The organism is Piscinibacterium candidicorallinum, from assembly GCF_047549485.1.
GTDB lineage: Bacteria > Pseudomonadota > Gammaproteobacteria > Burkholderiales > Burkholderiaceae_C > Piscinibacterium > Piscinibacterium candidicorallinum.
In genome coordinates this window covers 3310641-3323475 of sequence record NZ_CP180191.1, presented here as the reverse complement: position 1 = coordinate 3323475, position 12835 = coordinate 3310641, and the positions used below count along the sequence as shown (strand labels likewise).

Sequence of the window (12835 nt, the reverse complement as noted above, 5' to 3'; positions counted from 1 at the left end):
CATCGCTGTGCATCTCAAGAATCAGCAGGTCAGGGCAAATCGGCCACTTTCCGCACAGATGATGCGAGGACTGGCCGATTAGATTTTCAAATGAAAGCGAACAAATAACCTGAATATCTATTCGATTTCAACGTTTGATTGAAGATAAAGCGCCTGGTCCACGCTGCTGTGCCTGCCGCGCAACCGATGTGCGTGCTGCACGCCACTTTCGCGGCGCGACGTCAGAACGTCGGTCTGAGCGGTAGTGGCGGCGGCTAGGCGCCAAGAATGGCGCCGGCAAACCGCGGCACCAGCGCCACCGGCAGGTCGTGGCCCATGCCGTCGATGACGGAGAGTTGGGCGCGTGGGATCTTGGCGGCCAGATCGCGCGCGCAGGCGGCCGGCACGAGCGGGTCTGCGCTGCCGTGCAGGATGCGCGTGGGCGCCTGGATCTGCGTCAGCAGCGGCGAGCGGTCGGGGCTGGCGGCGATGGCCAGCAGCTGCCGCGTGAAGCCGCGCGGCCGGAAGCTGCGGTGGTATGCGGCGCGAACGCGCGATTCAAGCTCCACAGGGTCGGGCGGATAGCCGGGGCTCGCAATGGCGCTCAAAACCTTCACGCCGTGCGCGACCATGGCGTCCTCGCCGCGGCCGCGCGGGCGGGCGAGCAGCGCGGCACGCGCCTTGAGCGTGGGGCCGGGCAGGCCGCGGGCGCCGCTGGTGGTGAGCATCAGCGCCAGGTGCTGAATCCGCTGCGGCTGCCGCGCCGCCACCAGCTGCGCAATCATGCCGCCCATCGACACACCGCAGACGTGCGCGCGTTCAATGCCCAGCGCGTCCATCAGGCCGATCGCATCGGCCGCCATGTCATTGAGCGTGTAGGGCGCGGCCACCTTCAGACCCAGCGCATGGCGCACGGCCGACCAGCCGATGGCCGGGGTGGGCAGGTGGTCAAAGCGCTGCGACAGGCCGATGTCGCGGTTGTCAAAGCGGATCACGCGGCAGCCGTGATCGACCAGCGACTTGACGAGTGCGGGTGGCCAGGCGGTGAGCTGCATGCCCAGGCCCATGATGAGCAGCACGGGCGTCCCGTGGGCGGGGCCGTCGATCTCGACTTCGAGCTCGACGCCGTTGGCGCGGACCTTCATGCGGCCGGACGCCGGCTCATTCGTGCGCGGTGCCGTAGAACCAGCGGCGCTGGCCGTCGGTGGAGAAGCGCTGCCAGGCCTGCGGGTTCTGCGCCAGGCGGTCAGCCACGGCGTAGAGCACGGCCGGGTTCATGCCCAGTCCGATGTGGCTGGCGCTGACCTCGATGTTCTCGGTGTGCGGCGCCGGGTCATTGAGGCTGCACTGCCAGGCCACCACTCCATCTGTCTTGCTGAAGATGGAGGTGGTGGGTACAGGCGGTGCGCGGCGGATGTGGTCGAGTAGATCGTCGTCGTGATGCGGCGCGTGTCCGGAGAGCATCTCGTACAGGCGCCAGGCGTTGGTCGCGCGCGGGTGGCCGGAGAAGGGTGTGCCCAGAGTGATGACGCAGCGCGCCAGATCGGGGACTTCCTTGGCCACCTCGCGCGCGTAGATGCCGCCAAGGCTCCAACCGACAAGGCTCACGGGCTGGCCGTGTTCCTCGGCCAGCTCGCGCACCAGCGCCGTGCAGCCGGCTAGTACCCCGGCTCGCGGACCGAAGTTGAAACCGAAGTTCCACGGATAGGGGTTGTAGCCCTGGCGCGCGAGGTATTGGCGCAGGGGCAGGGTGGTCATGTCATTGGCGGCCAGACCGGGGAACACCACCACAGGGTGGCCGTCGCCACGCGGCGCGTTGTTCAGGATCGGCGCCGCGGCCAGCATGGCGGCGTACTCCCAGGGCGCGCGGCCCTCGAGCATCATCAGCCACGTGGAGGGGGCGCGGAGGTCGGAGAACGGCGGTGTGCCGGCGGACCGGGCTGTGGCGCTGCTTGCGCGCTCGCCGCTGCCGCTGAAGTCGTCGGGCGCGTCGTCCCGGGCGGGCCGGCGCAGCTTCTGTATGCGCTTGGCCATGAGCTTGCTCGTGAGCGAGAGGTGCTTTGCGGGCATGGACGGATTATGGCCGAGCCTCACCCTCGGGCGGGGGTGGCAGGCTGGCCAGCTCCTCGAAGGCGACCCCCATGCCGTCAGCAATGCGTTGCACATCGGGCACCGTCTTGCCGTCGGCGATCAGACCGATGTCCAGCTGGCCGTTGTAGCTCTGCACGGTGATGTTCAGGCCCACGCCGTGGATGATGATCGACACCGGCGTATAGGTCAGCATCTTGGCGCCCGCGAGATACAGCGGCAGCTGCGGCCCCGGCACGTTGGAGATGACCAGGTTCACGAGCGGTGCGATGCGATCCGCCAGCCCGCTGGCGCCATAGGCCTGTGTGCCCGCGGTGATCAGCCAGGGCAGACCGATGGAGGGCAGATCCGTTGGAATCAGATGCTTCACGCCGGACAGCGAATCCTTCAGCGAGCCAGTGGTCCGCATGATGGCCGCGAGCCGGTCTGCCGGCTTGGCCAAGTGCGTGGCCAGACTCACCGCCGTCATTGTGGCCTGCGTGTTGGCGCGCGTGTCGCCCTCGGCTCGCAGGGAGATCGGCATGGCCGCGATGGCCGACTTGCGCGGCAGCGGCAGGCGCTTGTCCTTGAGGTAGTGGCGCAGCGCACCGCTCACCAGAAAGAGCACCGCGTCGTTGAGTGTGGCGCCATGCGCCCGCGCCAGACCCTTGAGTTCACCCAGCGGCAGGCGCGCGGTGGCAAAGCTGCGCGAGGTGGACACGCTCTTGTTGAAGGGCAGGCGCGGACCGAAGGACCAGTTGCTCTGCTCCGGCGTCTTGCGCGAGCGTGCCGGCGGCTTGAAGCCCAGCCGCGTGCTGATCTGCGACAGGGCGGTCTGCCAGGCCAGCTTGCCCGCGGTCATGGTGAGCTGGGTGAGTGTGCCGGGCAACTGCTTGAGCAGGCTGCCTGCTTGATCGACCTGATTGGACAGCGCGCCCTTGATGAGTGCCGTGGTACCGAATTGCATCGGTTGACGGTGCTCGGGCGGCGCACCGACATCGCGCGGCACGGGGGTGATGTCCAGCAGCACCTGCGCCAGCGCCACGCCGGCCTTGCCGTCGACTGCGGCGTGGTGCACCTTGGTGTAGAGCGCCACGGTGCGCGCGCCCATGCGCTTGGGCAGGCCGCCGATCACGAAGAACTGCCAGAGCGGGCGCTCGCGGTCCATGGGCTCGGCGTGCAGGTCGGCCACCAGCGCGTTGAGCGGGTCATGCGCGCCACGCGTGGCGGGGAGCTTCAAGGTCTGGATGTGCCAGGAGAGATCCGGCTCGCAACGCTCCCAAGCCGGGTTGGCCACGTTCAAGGGCAGATTGCGCAGCTTGCGCGAGAGCGCAGGTGCAAGGTGCAGGCGCGCCGCGAGGTGCTCGCGAATCTGGCGCGTCCATTGCGCTGCCGTGGTTCCGGCGGGCAGTTCAAATAGATGCAGGGCCCCCACGTGCATGGGGGTGGAGGGCGTTTCGAGGTAGAGAAACAGCGCGTCGAGTGCCGAGAGTTGCTTCAAGCGGTGCTCCGGAATAGCGATCCCGGGCAATCGTAGGCGTTTAGACGGCTTCGGACGAGGGTGCCGGCTTGGGCTTGACCAGGCGCGCAGCGAGGATACCGATCTCGTACAGGATGCACAGGGGTACCGCCAGCAGCAGCTGGCTCATCACGTCCGGCGGCGTGACGATGGCCGCAATCACGAAGGCCGCCACGATCACATAGCCGCGGATCTCTCCCAGCTTCTGTACCGTGACGATGCCGGTGCGCACCAGCAGCACCACGGCCACAGGCACTTCAAAAGCGATGCCGAAGGCCATGAACATGGTCAGCACGAACTCGAAGTAGGCCTGGATGTCTGGCGCCGCGGCGATCGAGGTGGGCGCGAAGCCCGCCACGAACTTGAAGACCATGGGAAACACCACGAAGTAGGTGTAGGCCATGCCCACAAAGAACAGCAGGGTGCTGGAGACGATCAGCGGCAGCGCGATGCGCTTCTCATGCTGATACAGGCCGGGCGCAATGAAGGCCCAGAGCTGGTAGAGCACATAAGGCAAGGCGAGCAGGAAGGCGGCCAGCAGCGTCACCTTCATCGGCACCATGAAGGGCGTGATGACGCCGGTGGCAATCATCTTGGTGCCGGCGGGCAGCATGGCAATCATCGGCTGCGCCACGAGGTCGTAGATGTAGCCGGCCTTGGGCCAGAAAAAGGCCAGGACGATGAAAGGCACGAGCACTGCAATGATCGAGCGCAGAAGGCGGTCCCGCAGCTCAAGCAGGTGGCTGATGAAGGACTGTTCCTTGTCCTCGGTGGCTTCGGTCATGGACGCGTGGGTGCGGTGTCGGGTGCGGCGGCGAGGGCCGCAGTCTCAGCGGGCGCGACGGGGGCGCTCGATGCTTCGGGCGCAGCGCCGAGCGCAGCTCCGGCGGCACCGGCCTGCACTGCAGGCTGCTGGCTGTTGATAAGCATCTGGATTGCCTGGGCGTTCTTGCGCAGCGAGGACAGGCGGCTCTCCAGCCGGCTCAGGTCGTCGATCAGCAGATCGATCTCCATGCGCTGAACCACGGGGTCGCGGTCCGGGTTGAGCAGGTGGGAGTGGCCGCCGTGGGCGTCCGGGTAGGGCAGCCCGCTGGTATCGCCCGGCGCCGGCAACGCGGCGTTGCCGGGGTCATTGAAGGCGTCAAAACCGGAGGAGCCGGAGGTGTCGTTGCGCAGACTCGCTGCGCCCTGATCAAAGGTCTGCTGGACGCCGTCGGCTTCCTTGCGGATCGTGTTCTCCACGTCGCGCCCGGCGTTCTCGATCTGTTCCTTGAGCTTGCGCAGCTCGGCCATCTCGCCCTCGCGGGCGATGTCGGCCTTGACGTCATTCACGTAGCGCTGTGCGCGGCCCAGCCACTGGCCGACCGTGCGCGCGACCTTGGGCAGCTTCTCCGGCCCGAGGACCACGAGCGCCACCGTGCCGGTGAGCAGAAGTTCGGAAAAACCGATGTCGAGCATGTAGGCGCCGGGAGAGGGGCGACACCGCGCACGGGGCGTGGCGGCGGGCAGCAGCGATCGGCAGGCGCGAGATGCAGCGCCCGCGTGGCCTTTAGGTCTTGGACTTTTCCTTGGCTTCCACGTCGATCGTGGTCTGCGACACCTGCTGCACCGGCGCGTCAGCCTTCGAGGCCTCGGCTGTGCCATCCTTCATGCCGTCCTTGAAGCCCTTGACCGCGCCGCCGAGGTCGGAGCCGATATTGCGCAGCTTCTTCGTGCCAAACACGAGCAGTACCACTACCAGAACGATCAGCCAGTGCCAAATCGAAAACGAACCCATGATCCAATCCTCAAAAAGCGCGCCCGATGCTCGGGCTGCAGCGTCGGCAGATCGGGTGGCGTGCGGGCCAGAAAAGCGCTAAGCAAGCAACCCTGCCGAATACCGTCTGATCTTAAGGCATCGATCTGAAGCGAAGGTTTCAGACCTGTCGAACCGCTGGCTAGTCCGGAGGGTAGAAACCCGCAGGCCGCAGGGGCTGCGGGTTGGCCTTAGCCAGCGCGCCAGGGGCGCGGGCCGCCCATGATGTGCATATGCAGGTGGTAGACCTCCTGCCCGCCGTCTGCGCCGTTGTTGATCACGACGCGAAAGCCACCCTCTGCACCCGGCCGACAGCCCGCCAGGGCCGCGATCTCGTCGGCCTTGCCCAGCATGCGGCCCAGCAGGGCGTGATGTTCCGCGCCGACGCCCTGCAGGTTGACGATGTGCGTCTTGGGTACCACCAGCACATGCACGGGTGCCGCGGGGCGGATGTCATGGAAGGCGAGCAGTTCCTCGTCCTCGTAGACCTTCTTGCTCGGGATCTGCCCCGCGATGATCTTGCAGAAGATGCAGTCGGCGTGGGTGCTCATGCGTTGATCGGCTTGTTGTCGTTGAGCGTGATCCAGCCCTTGACGATGCGATAGATCACCCAGATGGTGGTGGCAATCCACAGCGGCACGGCCAACAGTGCGCCGATGATGGTGATGAACAGCACGAAGCCGATCAGACCCGCGGCGAACGAATACCAGAAGGTCTTGATCTGCCAGTCAAAGTGGCTTTCGAGCATCGTGCCGCGCACGTCGTCTCGCTTCACGTAGTTCATGATGATGGCCACCAGCCACGTGAAGCCGGTGATGAAGCCCAGGGCGTAGAGCCCGTAGATGATGTGCGTGATGCGGACGTTTGATTCCGACGCAGCGCTGTCTGCCTGAATGCCTTCCATGGTGCAACCCTCCTGTGGTGTTGATGGGCTGAGTTCTGCCCTTGCCCGATCTCAGTTGACCTGGATCGGCTTGTTGTCGTTCATGTTCATGAAGCCGCGGATGATGCGGTACAGGAACCAGATCGAGATCACGAACCAGGCGATCCAGCCAGGGATGATGAACAGCAGCCACAGGGGAATGGTGACGATATAGGCCAGGCCCGCATAGATCACGCTGCGGATGCGCCAGCGAAAATGGCTTTCCTGCCAGGTGCCAACGGCGTCATCCTTCTTCACGAAGTCGATGATCAGCGCCACCAGCAGCAGCGCGATGCTGGCATTCAGGCCGGGAATCACGGCCGAGATAGCCACGATCAGGTGCAGCACGTAGCTGACGATGCCCACGGTCTTGAGCGAGCGTTCCTTTGCCGGGTCCAGGGTGGACAGCGTTTCCATGTCTTCAGCCCTCCTTGCGAGCTGCCTTCTCTGCCAGGCCCGAGAGTCCTTCGCGGCGGGCCAATTCCGTCCGCACATCATCGAGCGACAGGCCGTGGTGGGCAAGCAGCACCATCGTGTGGAAGAGCAGGTCCGTCGCCTCGTAGACGATCTGGTCCCGGTGGCCATCCTTGGCGGCCATGACGAGCTCGGTGGCCTCCTCGCCGATCTTCTTCAGGATGGCGTCCTGGCCCTTGGCAAACAGCTTGGCCACGTAGCTGTCCGAGGCGTCTGCGCCCTTGCGGGACTCAATGGTTGCGGTAACTCTTGCGAGTGTGTCGCTCATCGGTAGATGCTTTCCGGGTCCTTGAGCACGGGCTCGACCACTTTCCATTCACCATCTTCAAGGCGGTTGAAGAAGCAAGCTTCGCGCCCGGTGTGGCAGGCAATGCCACCTTCCTGGGTGACCTTGAGCAGCACCACGTCGCCATCGCAATCGAGGCGGATGTCCTTGACGCGCTGCACGTGGCCGGACTCCTCGCCCTTGCGCCAGAGCTTGCCGCGGCTGCGGCTGAAGTACACGGCACGGCCCGTCGCGGCCGTTTCCATCAGCGCCTCGCGGTTCATCCAGGCGACCATCAGCACCTTGCCGGTGAGCACTTCCTGAGCGATGGCGGGCACCAGGCCCTTGTCGTCCCAGGCGACGGCGTCGAGCCATTCGGTCTTCATCGCGTCCGTCATTGGCGCACCACGATGCCCTGCGCAGCCATGAGCTGCTTGGCTTCCTGCACGGTGTGGGTGCCGAAGTGAAAGATGCTGGCCGCCAGCACCGCATCTGCATGGCCCTGGGTGATGCCATCGGCCAGATGCTGCAGATTGCCCACGCCGCCCGAGGCGATGACCGGCACACGCACGGCGTCGCTCACCGCGCGGGTGAGTTCCAGGTCGAAGCCCTGCTTGGTACCGTCGCGGTCCATGCTCGTGAGCAGGATCTCGCCGGCGCCCAGTGCATCCACCTTGCGCGCCCACTCGATGGCGTCCATGCCCGTGTTGTTGCGCCCGCCGTGGGTGAACACCTCCCACTTGCCCGGCGAGATCTGCTTGGCATCGATGGCCACCACGATGCACTGGCTGCCGTAGGTGTCGGCGCACTCCTTGACCAGCTGCGGGTTCTGCACGGCGGAGGTGTTGATGGAGATCTTGTCCGCGCCTGCATTCAGGAGCCGGCGCACGTCTTCGACCTTGCGCACGCCGCCACCCACGGTAAGCGGGATGAAGACCTGGTCAGCCACCGCCTCGATCACATGCAGGATCAGGTCACGCTGGTCGCTGGATGCGGTGATGTCCAGGAAGGTGAGCTCGTCGGCCCCCTGGGCGTCATAACGACGCGCGATCTCCACCGGGTCGCCGGCGTCGATCAGGTCGACGAAGTTGACGCCCTTGACCACCCGGCCGGCGGTCACGTCAAGACAGGGGATGATGCGTTTGGCCAGCATGTGGACTCGTGGATTGGCTCTGGGAGCGGCTCTTCAGCCCAAAATGGCTGGAAAGCCGCGCCAGACAAGCGGAAAGGGGTGTGGCGTGTCTGTCTGCTGGGCGTGCTTCAAGCGGACTGCAGCCTGCATTCAAGCCGCGGTCAGCTCGTCCGCCCGCGCCTGCGCCTTGGCAAAGTCGATCGTGCCTTCGTAGATGGACCGACCCAGGATGGCGCCGCTGATGCCTTCGCTCTCCACGGCACACAGCGCATCCACGTCGGCCAGGTTGGTCATGCCGCCTGAGGCGATGATGGGAATACGCACCGCTTGCGCCAGCTTCACGGTGGCCTCGATATTCACGCCGGTCAACATGCCGTCGCGGCCGATGTCGGTGTAGACAATCGCTTCCACGCCGAGGTCTTCATACTTCTTGGCCAGATCGATCACGTCGTGGCCGGACAGCTTGCTCCAGCCGTCGGTGGCGACCTTGCCGTCCTTGGCGTCCAGTCCCACGATGATGTGGCCGCCAAAGGCGCCGCAGGCGTCATGCAGGAAGCCGGGGTTCTTGACCGCGGCTGTGCCGATGATGACGTAGCTGATGCCGTCGTCCAGATAGCGCTCGATGGTATCGAGATCGCGGATGCCGCCACCCAGCTGCACCGGAATGTCGCCCGCCACCTTGAGGATGGCCTTTACCGCGGCCTCGTTCTTCGGCTTGCCTGCAAAGGCGCCGTTCAGGTCCACCAGATGCAGGCGCCGAGCGCCCAGCTTGACCCAATGCGCCGCCATGGCAGCGGGGTCTTCGGAGAACACGGTGGCGTCATTCATCTCGCCCTGGCGCAGGCGCACGCAATGACCGTCCTTCAGGTCGATAGCCGGGATCAGCAGCATGGAAACAGGCGGGTCGGTGGTTGAGGGTGGGGCGGCGCCGCGTGGAGCCGGGAGCAATCCGTTCAGGGCTTCCAGTGGATGAAGTTGCGATACAGACGCAACCCGTCTGCCGCCGACTTCTCCGGATGGAACTGGGTCGCAAAAATGTTATTTCTCGCCACTGCGACGCACAAGCGCTGGCCGTACTCGGTATAGGCGGCATCGTGCTCGTGGTGCCTGGGTTGCGCAAAGTAGCTGTGCACGAAGTAGAAGCGGCTGCCCGGCGCAATGCCTTCCCAGAGCGGGTGCCACTGCGTGGGGTAGACCGTGTTCCAGCCCATGTGCGGCACCTTCAGGCGCGCGCCGTCCGGGCCCTTCAGGTCGGCGGCAAATCGCACCACGCGGCCTTCGATCAGATTCAGCCCCGGCGTTTCGCTGGTGCCCTCGCGCGCTTCGTCACTGGCGGTAAGCAGCATCTGCTCGCCCACGCATACACCCAGCAGCGGCCGGCTCTCGGCGGCGCGCAGCACGGCATCTTCCAGCCCGGAGTTGCGCAGGTACTTCATGCAGTCGGGCATGGCGCCCTGGCCGGGCAGCACCACGCGCGCCGCGCGGTCGATCTCCCAGGCGTCGCTCGTGATGAACACGCGCGCACCATCGGCCACATGCTCGAGCGCCTTGGCGACGCTTCTGAGGTTCCCCATTCCATAGTCGACAACGGCAACGGAATTCATGGCGTCTGTGATAGGTCTACTTGTGCAGCGCGGGCACCATGGCCACCACGCCGGTGATGATGAAGTCGGCCGCCAGGGCTGCGAGCAGCAGGCCCATGATGCGGGTGGCGATGTTGATGCCCGTGACGCCGAGCACCTTGGCGATCTTGCCGCTGGCCTTGAAGGTGATGTAGGTCAGCAGACCGATGATGATGCCCGAGCCGATGATGTAGCCGTACTCGTACCAGTGCTTGGCACGGTTGGCATAGATGATCACCGTGGAGATCGTGGCCGGGCCTGTGAGCAGGGGAATGGCCAGAGGCACCACGGCAATGCTGGCGCGCGACTCGGCCTCGTGTGTCTCGGCGGCGGTGTTGCGGGTGGGGCCGATCTCGGCCTTCATCATCTCAAGCGCCATGAGCAGCATGATGATGCCGCCGCCCACCTGGAAGGCCTCCACGCTGATGCCCAGGAAGCTGATGATCCGGTCGCCCAGCAGCGCGGTAATGGTGACCACCAGCGGCACCGTGATGGCGGCCACGCGGATGGTGCGCGCGCGCTCTTCCTTCGTGAAGGCGGCCGTCAGGCTGATGAAGAAAGGCACGATCGCCAGCGGGTCGATCAGCGCCAGCAGCGAGACAAAGGTCTTGATCGGATCCATGCGGGTTCCGAGGTTCTGTGATCAGTGCGCCGTGAATCGGGAGAACACGGCAGAAGCCAGGGCTTACAGCGTGCCCTTGGTGGAAGGAATGGTGCCGGCGGCGCGGGGGTCGAGTTCGCAGGCCATGCGCAGTGCACGGGCAAAGGCCTTGAAGGCTGTCTCGCACTGGTGGTGGGCGTTCTCGCCGCGCAGGTTGTCGATGTGCAGGGTGCACAGGGCGTGGTTCACGAAGCCCTGGAAGAATTCATGCGCCAGTTGCGTGTCGAAGCCGCCGATCATGCCGGCCTTGAAGGGCACATGGAATTCCAGCCCGGGCCGGCCCGACAGATCGATCACCACGCGCGAGAGCGCTTCATCCAGCGGCACATAGGCATGGCCGAAGCGGCGCACGCCGGCCTTGTCGCCCACGGCCTGCGCAAATGCCTGGCCCAGGGTGATGCCCACGTCTTCCACGGTGTGGTGGCCGTCGATGTGCAGATCACCCTTGGCATGCACGGTCAGGTCGATCAGCCCGTGGCGGGCGATCTGGTCGAGCATGTGATCGAAGAACCCGATGCCGGTCGACAGATCGGCCTTGCCCGTGCCGTCCAGATTGAGGGCGACCCGGATCTGGGTTTCCTTGGTGTTGCGGGTGATGTCTGCGGTGCGCGTCATGTCGCGAAAGGGTGCATTCAGCCGGGCGGTCAAGGCGGAGGTCTAGGCCTTCGCAAGCTCGGTCAGGGCGGCAATCAGCCGGTCGTTTTCCTGCGGAGTGCCCACAGTCAGGCGCAGGCAACCGGATAGTAGCGGGTGCATGCCGCTGACATTCTTGATCAGGATGCCCCGCGCCTTCAGGCCCGCCATCCAGCCGGCAGCATCGGGCACGCGGGTGAGAATGAAATTGGCAGCGGACGGATGCGGGGTCACACCCTTCATCTGCCGCAGCGCATCGAACAGGCGCGTGCGTTCGCTGCGCAGCTGGGCGGCCTGGGCATCCAGCACCTCCAGATGCTCCAGCATGAACAGGGCCGCCGCCTCGGTGAGCACATTCACGTTGTAGGGCGGGCGCACCTTCTCGAACTGCTCGATCCAGCGCGCACTGCCCGCCATGTAGCCCAGGCGGATGCCGGCCAGCCCCAGCTTGGACAGGGTACGCATGACCAGCACCTTGTCAAACTGTGCCAGCCGGTTCATCCAGCTCTGCTGCGCAAAGGGGTGGTAGGCCTCGTCAATGACCACCAGCCCCGGTGCGGCGCGCACGATCTGCTCGATGTCGCTGTCGCTCCACAGGTTGCCCGTGGGGTTGTTGGGGTAGGCGATGAAGATGACCGCCGGCTTGTGCTCGGCAATCGCCATCAGCATGGCCGGCAGGTTCAGCGAGAAATTGGCCGCCAGCGGCACACCCACGAACCTCACGCCATTCAGGCGCGCGCTCATCTCGTACATCACAAAACCAGGCAGCGGCGCCAGGGCCACGGCGCCCGGCTTGGCACAGGCCTGCAGCACCAGATGGATCAGCTCGTCGCTGCCATTGCCCAGCATCACCGGGCACCCCTCGGGCACGCCCAGCTTGGCGGAGAGCGCTTCCTTCACCGCGCGGTAGCTCGGCACCGGGTAGCGGTTCAGCAGCACATCAGTCAGCCGCTGCGCCAGCTGCGCCTTGAGCGGCGCCGGCAGGTCGAAGGGGTTCTCCATGGCGTCGAGCTTGATGAAGCCCGAGGCGTCCGGCACGGGGTAGGCCGACATGGCAAGCACGTCGGCGCGGATGAGGTCTTGGGGTTGGGGATTCACTCGGGGATTCTAGAAGTTGATTCAACGTGCGCTGCGCAAAGGCATGGTGGTGCGGCACTTTGGATAGTTCGGGCAGCCCCAGAACGAGCCACCTCCAGAGCGCTGCCTCCGTTCAACCAGCTTCACGCCGCAATTCACGCAGGTCGGACGCCAATACTCGCCCTCCAGTGCAAGCTCTAGCAGCGCCTTTTGCTGCTCAGGCGAGCGTTGGCGAATCTGCTTCAGCAGCCCGCAGCATCAAGCAACGCGATTCCGTTGGCTTCGGCAAATGCCTCGGCCTCGGCGGTAAAGCCCGATATGGTCACCAGATGGCCGCGCCTGATGTCGTATGCCGCCATGACACCGCGCAATTCACGCACCTTGTCCACGCCAACACGCTTGGTGGACCACTGCTTGCACTGAACGATGCCCACTGGCGCGCCGTGGCGGTCTGGCAAAGTCAGCCAGATATCGACCCCGCCGTCTGCTCCATGGCTTTGGCTCTTGGTTGCGAAGCCGGCTTGTGCGAAGAACGCTTCCACGAGTGCTTCGAAGCGGCGCCATTCGATGTCGACCAGCACCTCAGCAGACCAGCTTGTCGGGAGCGCCCGCGATTGCGCGCTGGTTGCGCGCGATTCGATACGCGGCCTGTGTTGCGCAAGGTTGCCCACCGGGTCGTGAACGCCCGA

Annotated in this window: 18 protein-coding genes and 1 pseudogene; all 19 read right to left on the bottom strand. The window is 65.3% G+C overall.

From position 1 onward, the window contains the following. Positions 1–254 precede the first annotated feature (254 nt). Positions 255–1124 carry an alpha/beta fold hydrolase gene (locus ACMDW7_RS15030; RefSeq protein WP_377302992.1) on the bottom strand — a complete coding sequence of 290 codons (870 nt, stop codon included), beginning with the start codon at positions 1122–1124 and terminating at the stop codon, positions 255–257. Between the two features lie 16 nt (positions 1125–1140). Then, entirely contained in the window at positions 1141–2049 is a 909-nt protein-coding gene (locus ACMDW7_RS15025; RefSeq protein WP_377302994.1) for an esterase/lipase family protein, read from the bottom strand. Positions 2050–2056: 7 nt separating this feature from the next. Then, entirely contained in the window at positions 2057–3547 is a 1491-nt protein-coding gene (locus tag ACMDW7_RS15020; RefSeq protein WP_377302996.1) for a wax ester/triacylglycerol synthase family O-acyltransferase, read from the bottom strand. Positions 3548–3587: 40 nt separating this feature from the next. Next, complete coding sequence (gene tatC, locus ACMDW7_RS15015; RefSeq protein WP_377302998.1) at positions 3588–4349, bottom strand: twin-arginine translocase subunit TatC; 762 nt, start codon at positions 4347–4349, stop codon at positions 3588–3590. Positions 4350–4782: 433 nt separating this feature from the next. Further along, positions 4783–5023: pseudogene (gene tatB / locus ACMDW7_RS15010) on the bottom strand (Sec-independent protein translocase protein TatB); the annotation flags it as partial. 91 nt (positions 5024–5114) lie between these two features. After that, positions 5115–5342, bottom strand: a complete 228-nt coding sequence (gene tatA / locus ACMDW7_RS15005) for a Sec-independent protein translocase subunit TatA (RefSeq protein ID WP_377303000.1) — start codon at positions 5340–5342, stop codon at positions 5115–5117. Positions 5343–5551: 209 nt separating this feature from the next. Beyond that, complete coding sequence (locus ACMDW7_RS15000; RefSeq protein WP_377303002.1) at positions 5552–5911, bottom strand: histidine triad nucleotide-binding protein; 360 nt, start codon at positions 5909–5911, stop codon at positions 5552–5554. Beyond that, complete coding sequence (locus tag ACMDW7_RS14995; protein WP_377303004.1) at positions 5908–6264, bottom strand: DUF4870 family protein; 357 nt, start codon at positions 6262–6264, stop codon at positions 5908–5910. Before ACMDW7_RS14995 ends, ACMDW7_RS15000 begins: the two co-directional genes overlap by 4 nt. A gap of 51 nt (positions 6265–6315) precedes the next feature. Then, complete coding sequence (locus tag ACMDW7_RS14990; RefSeq protein WP_377303006.1) at positions 6316–6699, bottom strand: DUF4870 family protein; 384 nt, start codon at positions 6697–6699, stop codon at positions 6316–6318. A 4-nt stretch (positions 6700–6703) separates the two neighbouring features. Continuing rightward, positions 6704–7024 carry a phosphoribosyl-ATP diphosphatase gene (locus ACMDW7_RS14985; protein ID WP_377303007.1) on the bottom strand — a complete coding sequence of 107 codons (321 nt, stop codon included), beginning with the start codon at positions 7022–7024 and terminating at the stop codon, positions 6704–6706. Further along, on the bottom strand, positions 7021–7407 hold the full coding sequence (gene hisI, locus ACMDW7_RS14980; RefSeq protein ID WP_377304242.1) for a phosphoribosyl-AMP cyclohydrolase: 387 nt from the start codon (positions 7405–7407) through the stop codon (positions 7021–7023). The genes ACMDW7_RS14985 and hisI overlap by 4 nt, the downstream gene beginning before the upstream one ends. 8 nt (positions 7408–7415) lie before the next feature. Continuing rightward, complete coding sequence (hisF, locus tag ACMDW7_RS14975; RefSeq protein ID WP_377303009.1) at positions 7416–8174, bottom strand: imidazole glycerol phosphate synthase subunit HisF; 759 nt, start codon at positions 8172–8174, stop codon at positions 7416–7418. A 129-nt stretch (positions 8175–8303) separates the two neighbouring features. Continuing rightward, positions 8304–9044, bottom strand: coding sequence for a 1-(5-phosphoribosyl)-5-[(5-phosphoribosylamino)methylideneamino]imidazole-4-carboxamide isomerase (gene hisA / locus ACMDW7_RS14970; protein ID WP_377303011.1), 741 nt, complete (start codon positions 9042–9044; stop codon positions 8304–8306). 62 nt (positions 9045–9106) lie between these two features. Further along, entirely contained in the window at positions 9107–9757 is a 651-nt protein-coding gene (gene hisH / locus ACMDW7_RS14965; RefSeq protein WP_377303013.1) for an imidazole glycerol phosphate synthase subunit HisH, read from the bottom strand. A 16-nt stretch (positions 9758–9773) separates the two neighbouring features. Continuing rightward, complete coding sequence (locus ACMDW7_RS14960) at positions 9774–10397, bottom strand: MarC family protein (RefSeq protein ID WP_377303015.1); 624 nt, start codon at positions 10395–10397, stop codon at positions 9774–9776. 63 nt (positions 10398–10460) lie between these two features. Next, on the bottom strand, positions 10461–11051 hold the full coding sequence (gene hisB, locus ACMDW7_RS14955; protein ID WP_377303017.1) for an imidazoleglycerol-phosphate dehydratase HisB: 591 nt from the start codon (positions 11049–11051) through the stop codon (positions 10461–10463). A 42-nt stretch (positions 11052–11093) separates the two neighbouring features. Beyond that, entirely contained in the window at positions 11094–12122 is a 1029-nt protein-coding gene (gene hisC, locus ACMDW7_RS14950) for a histidinol-phosphate transaminase (protein WP_377304244.1), read from the bottom strand. A gap of 66 nt (positions 12123–12188) precedes the next feature. Beyond that, on the bottom strand, positions 12189–12305 hold the full coding sequence (locus ACMDW7_RS14945) for a topoisomerase DNA-binding C4 zinc finger domain-containing protein (RefSeq protein WP_377303019.1): 117 nt from the start codon (positions 12303–12305) through the stop codon (positions 12189–12191). 83 nt (positions 12306–12388) lie between these two features. After that, positions 12389–12727 (bottom strand): restriction endonuclease, encoded by a 339-nt coding sequence (locus ACMDW7_RS14940; RefSeq protein WP_414859570.1) that lies wholly within the window; start codon positions 12725–12727, stop codon positions 12389–12391. Between the last annotated feature and the right edge of the window lie 108 nt (positions 12728–12835).

What these genes read in the sequence shown, in the direction of transcription:
- hisB (WP_377303017.1), bottom strand. Translation starts at nt 11,051, where the DNA reads ATGACGCGCACCGCAGACATCACCCGCAACACCAAGGAAACCCAGATC.
- hisA (WP_377303011.1), bottom strand. Translation starts at nt 9,044, where the DNA reads ATGCTGCTGATCCCGGCTATCGACCTGAAGGACGGTCATTGCGTGCGC.
- ACMDW7_RS15025 (WP_377302994.1), bottom strand. Translation starts at nt 2,049, where the DNA reads ATGCCCGCAAAGCACCTCTCGCTCACGAGCAAGCTCATGGCCAAGCGC.
- ACMDW7_RS14990 (WP_377303006.1), bottom strand. Translation starts at nt 6,699, where the DNA reads ATGGAAACGCTGTCCACCCTGGACCCGGCAAAGGAACGCTCGCTCAAG.
- hisC (WP_377304244.1), bottom strand. Translation starts at nt 12,122, where the DNA reads ATGTCGGCCTACCCCGTGCCGGACGCCTCGGGCTTCATCAAGCTCGAC.
- ACMDW7_RS15030 (WP_377302992.1), bottom strand. Translation starts at nt 1,124, where the DNA reads ATGAAGGTCCGCGCCAACGGCGTCGAGCTCGAAGTCGAGATCGACGGC.
- tatA (WP_377303000.1), bottom strand. Translation starts at nt 5,342, where the DNA reads ATGGGTTCGTTTTCGATTTGGCACTGGCTGATCGTTCTGGTAGTGGTA.
- hisI (WP_377304242.1), bottom strand. Translation starts at nt 7,407, where the DNA reads ATGAAGACCGAATGGCTCGACGCCGTCGCCTGGGACGACAAGGGCCTG.
- ACMDW7_RS14995 (WP_377303004.1), bottom strand. Translation starts at nt 6,264, where the DNA reads ATGGAAGGCATTCAGGCAGACAGCGCTGCGTCGGAATCAAACGTCCGC.
- ACMDW7_RS15000 (WP_377303002.1), bottom strand. Translation starts at nt 5,911, where the DNA reads ATGAGCACCCACGCCGACTGCATCTTCTGCAAGATCATCGCGGGGCAG.
- hisF (WP_377303009.1), bottom strand. Translation starts at nt 8,174, where the DNA reads ATGCTGGCCAAACGCATCATCCCCTGTCTTGACGTGACCGCCGGCCGG.
- ACMDW7_RS14960 (WP_377303015.1), bottom strand. Translation starts at nt 10,397, where the DNA reads ATGGATCCGATCAAGACCTTTGTCTCGCTGCTGGCGCTGATCGACCCG.
- tatC (WP_377302998.1), bottom strand. Translation starts at nt 4,349, where the DNA reads ATGACCGAAGCCACCGAGGACAAGGAACAGTCCTTCATCAGCCACCTG.
- hisH (WP_377303013.1), bottom strand. Translation starts at nt 9,757, where the DNA reads ATGAATTCCGTTGCCGTTGTCGACTATGGAATGGGGAACCTCAGAAGC.
- ACMDW7_RS14985 (WP_377303007.1), bottom strand. Translation starts at nt 7,024, where the DNA reads ATGAGCGACACACTCGCAAGAGTTACCGCAACCATTGAGTCCCGCAAG.